The following is a 6,000-nucleotide window of genomic DNA, read 5'->3' on the forward strand; positions in this document are numbered from 1 at the left end:
CGCGCCCCTACGGGGCCAGCGGCAGCACGCACGCCCCGCCGGCGTCCAGCGCGAGCCGGGTGGCGGCCCAGTCGTCGCCGGCCAGCGCCGCGACCTTGTCGGCGGTGCCCTCGTCGGCCAGCGCCAGCACGGTGGGGCCGGCGCCGGAGATGACCGCGGGCACGCCCTCGGTGCGCAGCCGGTGCACCAGCTCCAGGCTCCGCGGCATGGCGGGGCCCCGGTACTCCTGGTGCAGCCGGTCCTCGGTGGCGGCGAGCAGCAGCTCGGGGCGGCGGGTCAGGGCCTCGACCAGCAGCGCGGCCCGGCCGGCGTTGACCGCGGCGTCCACGTGCGGGACGGTGCGCGGCAGCAGGCCGCGGGCGGTCTCGGTGAGCACCGGCTTGCCGGGGACGAACACCAGCGGGGCGACGGTGGCGGCCGGGTCCATCCGGACCGCGCGGGCCGAGCCGCCGTCCGTCCAGGCCAGGGTGAAGCCGCCGAGCAGGCAGGCGGCGACGTTGTCGGGGTGCCCCTCGATCTCGGTGGCGAGCTCCAGCAGCGCCGCGTCGTCGAGCTTGGCGTCGCCCCCTATGGTCACCGCGCGGGCGGCGACGATGCCGGCGCAGATGGCGGCGGAGGACGACCCGAGGCCACGGCCGTGCGGGATGCGGTTGGCGCAGACGACCTCCAGGCCGCGCGGCTGCCCGCCGAGCAGGTCGAAGGCGGTGCGCAGGGAGCGTACGAGCAGATGGCTCTCGTCGCGCGGGAGCGTCTCGGCGCCCTCACCGGCGATGTCGACGTGCAGTCCGGTGTCGGCGACCCGGACGACCACGTCGTCGTAGAGCCCCAGCGACAGCCCGAAGGCGTCGAAGCCCGGGCCGAGGTTGGCGCTGGTGGCGGGAACGCGCACCCGGACGGCGGCGGCGCGGAACGCGGGACCGGCCATCGGTCGGTGACTCTCCTTGGGTGTGGCGGCGTGGGGAAGGGGTTCTACCGGGACCCTGCGGCGGCCGCGTCGGCGGGACGGCGACCGCGCCGCGGCATATGCGGCGGACGGGTTCGGTACAGACTATCGAAGGAAGGTTCAGCGGCGACATAGGGCGCACGGGAGGCGCACGATGCGTGTCGCGTCCGGCCCGTGCCTCCCGGCCCGGGGCCGGCTGCGGACCGCCCCGTCCGGCCCCCGACACCTGGTGGAGGGCCGTCCCGGGACCGGCCGCCCGACCGCTCGCGGACGCTACCGGCCGGGCGCCCGCCGCCGGCGCCGGCCGACCCCGCACGGCCGGTTTCCGGCCGCGCGACCGGTGCGGTCGGCAGCCCTCCGCACGCGGCCGCCCCGTCCTTCGGCGGGCGGCCAATGGCGCGATTTCGGCGGTACGGGGATGGGGCCCGGCCTTCCGGCGGGGCGGCCGCGTCGGCGGGCGTCCAGAGGCTGCGCGGTGGGGCTGCCGCCCCGCAGGGCGACCCGTCGACGGGCGCTTCCAGGCGGCGAGGCCGCCCCCTGGGGGCGAACTGTCCGCGGCCCCGCCGAGGCTGCCCCGATGGGGCCGGCCTGGTGGAGCCCGGCGGACGCAGCCCTGCGACGCGGTCCCTGGCGGACGCCCCCGCTTGGGCCGCACCCGCCGTCGACGTGACGCCGACCTGACGGAGAGCCCCCTGCGGACCCCTGCCGGCGCACCGGGCCGGAGCGTCCCGGTGCGCCCGGCCAGGCGGCCCGGCGAGAGCGGTCTCGCGGGCTTCCGGGCTTGGGCTCCCGGGCTCGGGCTGCCAGGCTCGGGCTTTCCGGGCTCGGGCTCGCAGGCTCGGGCTTTCGGGGCTTGGGCTTTCAGGGCTTGTGCTTTCCGGGCCCTGGTGAGGGGCCCGGGAGCCGCTGCCGTCAGGCCAGTCCGAGCTTCTCCGCCGCCGCGGTCGCGTCGATCGGGACGGTGACCGGCTGCGGCGCACCGGCGACGGCCCAGTCCGGGTCCTTCAGCCCGTTGCCGGTGACCGTGCAGACGATCCTCTGCCCCGGGTCGACCTTGCCCTGCTCCGCGGCCTTCAGCAGACCGGCGACCGACGCGGCCGACGCGGGCTCGACGAAGACGCCCTCCTGGGACGCCAACAGCCGGTAGGCGCGCAGGATCTCACGGTCGGTCACCTCGTCGATGAAGCCGCCGGACTCGTCCCGGGCGGCCAGCGCGTAGTTCCAGGACGCCGGGTTGCCGATGCGGATCGCGGTGGCGATCGTCGAGGGGTCCTTGACCACCTCGCCGCGCACCAGCGGCGCCGAACCGGACGCCTGGAAGCCCCACATGCGCGGGGTGCGGGAGGAGACACCGTCGGCGGCGTACTCCTTGTACCCCTTCCAGTACGCGGTGATGTTGCCCGCGTTGCCCACCGGCAGCACGTGGATGTCCGGGGCGTCGCCGAGCATGTCGACGATCTCGAACGCCGCGGTCTTCTGGCCCTCGATACGGACCGGGTTGACCGAATTGACCAGCGCCACCGGGTAGTTGTCGGAGAGCGCGCGGGCCAGCGTCAGGCAGTCGTCGAAGTTCCCGTCCACCTGGAGGATCTTGGCGCCGTGCACGAGGGCCTGGCCCATCTTGCCGAGCGCGATCTTGCCCTGCGGCACGAGCACCGCCGACACCATCCCGGCGCGCACCGCGTACGCCGCCGCGGAGGCCGACGTGTTGCCCGTCGAGGCGCAGATGACGGCCTGCGCGCCCTCCTCCTTCGCCCGCGTGATCGCCATGGTCATGCCACGGTCCTTGAAGGAACCGGTCGGGTTGGCGCCCTCGACCTTCAGGTGCACCTCGCAGCCGGTGCTCTCGGAGAGCACCTGCGCGGGCACGAGCGGCGTGCCGCCCTCGCGGAGGGTGACGACTGGCGTCGTGTCCGTGACCGGCAGCCGGTCCCGGTACTCCTCGATGATTCCGCGCCACTGGTGGGTCATTGCTGGTTACTCTCCTTCAACCCGCATGATGCTGGCGACACCGCGCACGGTGTCGAGCTTGCGCAGCGCCTCGACCGTCCCCGCGAGGGCGGCGTCGGGCGCGCGGTGGGTGACGACGACGAGGGAGGCCTCGCCGCCCTCGCGTCCCTCGGCGGTGGCGCCGTCGCCACCGCCGCTGTCCCGGCCCTGCTGGCGGACCGTGTCGATGGACACCCCCTGCTCGGCGAAGACCGTCGCCACCTGGGCGAGCACGCCTGGCTTGTCGGCCACGTCGAGACTGATGTGGTACCGGGTGACGACCTCGCCCATGGGGCTGACCGGCAGCCGGGTGTACGCGGAGTCGCCGGGCCCGGTGGCCCCGTTGACCAGGTTGCGGCAGACCGCGACCAGGTCCCCGAGGACGGCCGACGCCGTCGGCGCCCCGCCGGCCCCCGGCCCGTAGAACATGAGCTGCCCGGCCGCGTCGGCCTCCACGAAGACCGCGTTGTACGCGCCGCGCACCGAGGCCAGCGGGTGGCTGAGCGGGATCATCGCCGGGTGGACGCGGGCGGTGACCGACTCGCCGTCGGCGGCGCGCTCGCAGATGGCGAGGAGCTTGATGGTGCAGCCCATCCGCTTGGCCGACGCGAAGTCCGCGGCGGTGACCTCGGTCATCCCCTCCCGGTACACGTCGTCCAGCCGCACCCGGGTGTGGAACGCGATGCCGGCCAGGATCGCCGCCTTGGCCGCGGCGTCGAAGCCCTCCACGTCGGCGGTCGGGTCGGCCTCGGCGTACCCGAGGGCGGTGGCCTCGTCCAGCGCCTCGCTGTAGCCGGCGCCGGACCCGTCCATCTTGTCGAGGATGAAGTTGGTGGTGCCGTTGACGATGCCGAGGACCCGGTTGACCTTGTCCCCGGCCAGCGACTCCCGCAGCGGCCGGATCAGCGGGATCGCCCCCGCCACCGCGGCCTCGTAGTACAGGTCCCGGCCGTTCGCCTCCGCCGCCGCGTGCAGCGCCGCCCCGTCCTCCGCCAGCAGCGCCTTGTTCGCGGACACCACCGAGGCGCCGTGCTCGAACGCCGCGGTGATCAGCCCGCGGGCGGGCTCCACGCCCCCGATGACCTCCACCACGACGTCGATGTCGCCGCGTTTGACCAGGGCGGTCGCGTCGGTGGTGATCAGCTCCTGCGGGATGCCCGCGCGCACCCGGTCGGGGCGCCGGACGGCGACCCCGGCCAGTTCGACCGGGGCCCCGATGCGGGCGGCGAGGTCGTCGGCGTGCGTCGTCATGATGCGCGCCACCTCTGAGCCGACCACTCCACAGCCCAGCAGCGCCACCTTCAGCGGACGCGTACGCATCATCCGACCTCACTTCTCACTACGTCAGCGGCCTGTCACGGGGGCCTGCCCCGGCCCGTCGCGGCCTATTACAGCGGAAACCAGTCTCACTCACCGGACGGGGATTTCCTCCCCGTGTCCGAATCATGAGACGCATTTTTCACCAGGTGACCATCCGGCCACCCGGGTCGTCACCCGGGTCGTCCCGTCCGGACCGGCGCGGACGCCCCGCGCCCGCCCCGGTGCCGGGCGGGATCGTCATCCGACGTCGAGGCGCAGCAGGTCCTCCTCCGTCTCCCGCCGGACGATCACCCGCGCCTCCCCGTCCTTCACCGCCACGACCGGCGGCCGCAGCGCGTGGTTGTAGTTGCTGGCCATCGACCGGCAGTAGGCCCCGGTGGCCGGCACCGCCAGCAGGTCGCCCGGCGCAAGGTCGGCCGGCAGGAAAGCGTCCCGTACGACGATGTCGCCGCTCTCGCAGTGCTTGCCGACCACCCGGCTGAGCATGGGCCCGGCATCCGAGGTGCGCGACACCAGCGCGACGCTGTACTCGGCGTCGTACAGCGCGGTGCGGATGTTGTCCGACATCCCGCCGTCCACGCTGACGTACGTCCGCAGCCCCTCCAGCGGCTTGACCGTGCCCACCTCGTACAGCGTGAACGCCGTCGGGCCGACGATCGCCCGCCCCGGCTCCACCGAGATCCGCGGCGAGCGCAGGCCGGCGCTCTCGCACTCGCGCCCCACGATCTCCTTCAACGCCTTGGCGATCTCCTGGGGTTCCCGCGGATCGTCGTCCGAGGTGTAGGCGATGCCCAGCCCGCCCCCCAGATCGATCTCCGGCAGCTCCACCCCGTGCTCGTCGCGGATCTGCGCCAGCAGCTGCACGACCCGCCGGGCCGACACCTCGAAACCCGCCATGTCGAAGATCTGCGAGCCGATGTGCGAGTGGATGCCGATCAGCTCCAGCCCGTCCAGGGTCAGCGCCCGCCGCACCGCCTCCGCGGCCTGCCCCCCGGCCAGCGCCAGCCCGAACTTCTGGTCCTCGTGGGCGGTGGCGATGAACTCGTGCGTGTGAGCCTCGACGCCCACCGTCACGCGGATCTGCACCCGCTGCCGCACGCCCAGCTCCTGCGCGACGTGAGCGACCCGCGCGATCTCCTGGAACGAGTCCAGCACGATCCGCCCGACGCCCGCGCGCACCGCCCGCTCGATCTCCCGCACGCTCTTGTTGTTGCCGTGCAGCGCGATCCGCTCGGCGGGCATGCCGGCGGCCAGCGCGGTGGCCAGCTCCCCCTCGGAGCAGACGTCGAGGTTGAGCCCCTCCTCGTGCAGCCAGCGCACCACCGCCCGGGACAGGAACGCCTTGCCCGCGTAGAACACGTCCGCGTCCGTCCCGAACGCCGCCACCCACGCGCGGCAGCGCTCCCGGAAGTCCACCTCGTCGAGGTAGTACCCGGGTGTCCCGAACTCCTCCGCGAGCCGGGTCACCGGAACGCCCCCCACCTCCACGACCCCGTCGGCGCTCCTGCGCACCGTCCGCGACCACACCTTCGGGTCGAGCTGGTTCAGGTCCGCGGGCGGTGCCGAGTAGTGCCCCTCGGGCAGGACGTCCCCGTGGCGGGGTCCGGCGGGATGTGCGGAACGGCTCATGTCACTCTCACTACGGTCAAAGATGGTCAGGTGCGCTCACGCCGAGCAGGGCCAGGCCGCCGGGCCAGCACCGTCCCGGCGGCCTGGCCCTGCTCGGCGTGAGCGCACCTGACCATCTT

At 74.2% G+C, this 6,000-nt stretch carries 4 protein-coding genes; all 4 read right to left on the minus strand.

Annotated features, from left to right (window positions below):
- Positions 1-7 precede the first annotated feature (7 nt).
- The 4 genes from thrB to lysA all read right to left on the minus strand — a co-directional run bounded on the left by thrB (position 8) and on the right by lysA (position 5,881).
- Positions 8-925 (minus strand): homoserine kinase, encoded by a 918-nt coding sequence (thrB, locus tag C6N75_RS08090; RefSeq protein ID WP_105868172.1) that lies wholly within the window; start codon positions 923-925, stop codon positions 8-10.
- Between the two features lie 930 nt (positions 926-1,855).
- Complete coding sequence (gene thrC / locus C6N75_RS08095) at positions 1,856-2,914, minus strand: threonine synthase (protein WP_105868173.1); 1,059 nt, start codon at positions 2,912-2,914, stop codon at positions 1,856-1,858.
- A 6-nt stretch (positions 2,915-2,920) separates the two neighbouring features.
- Positions 2,921-4,255 (minus strand): homoserine dehydrogenase, encoded by a 1,335-nt coding sequence (locus tag C6N75_RS08100; RefSeq protein WP_181160398.1) that lies wholly within the window; start codon positions 4,253-4,255, stop codon positions 2,921-2,923.
- 234 nt (positions 4,256-4,489) lie between these two features.
- Positions 4,490-5,881: a diaminopimelate decarboxylase gene (gene lysA, locus C6N75_RS08105; RefSeq protein WP_105868174.1), complete on the minus strand. Its 1,392-nt coding sequence runs from the start codon at positions 5,879-5,881 to the stop codon at positions 4,490-4,492.
- Positions 5,882-6,000 lie beyond the last annotated feature (119 nt).

This window comes from Streptomyces solincola (assembly GCF_002982015.1).
GTDB classification, from domain to species: domain Bacteria; phylum Actinomycetota; class Actinomycetes; order Streptomycetales; family Streptomycetaceae; genus Streptomyces; species Streptomyces solincola.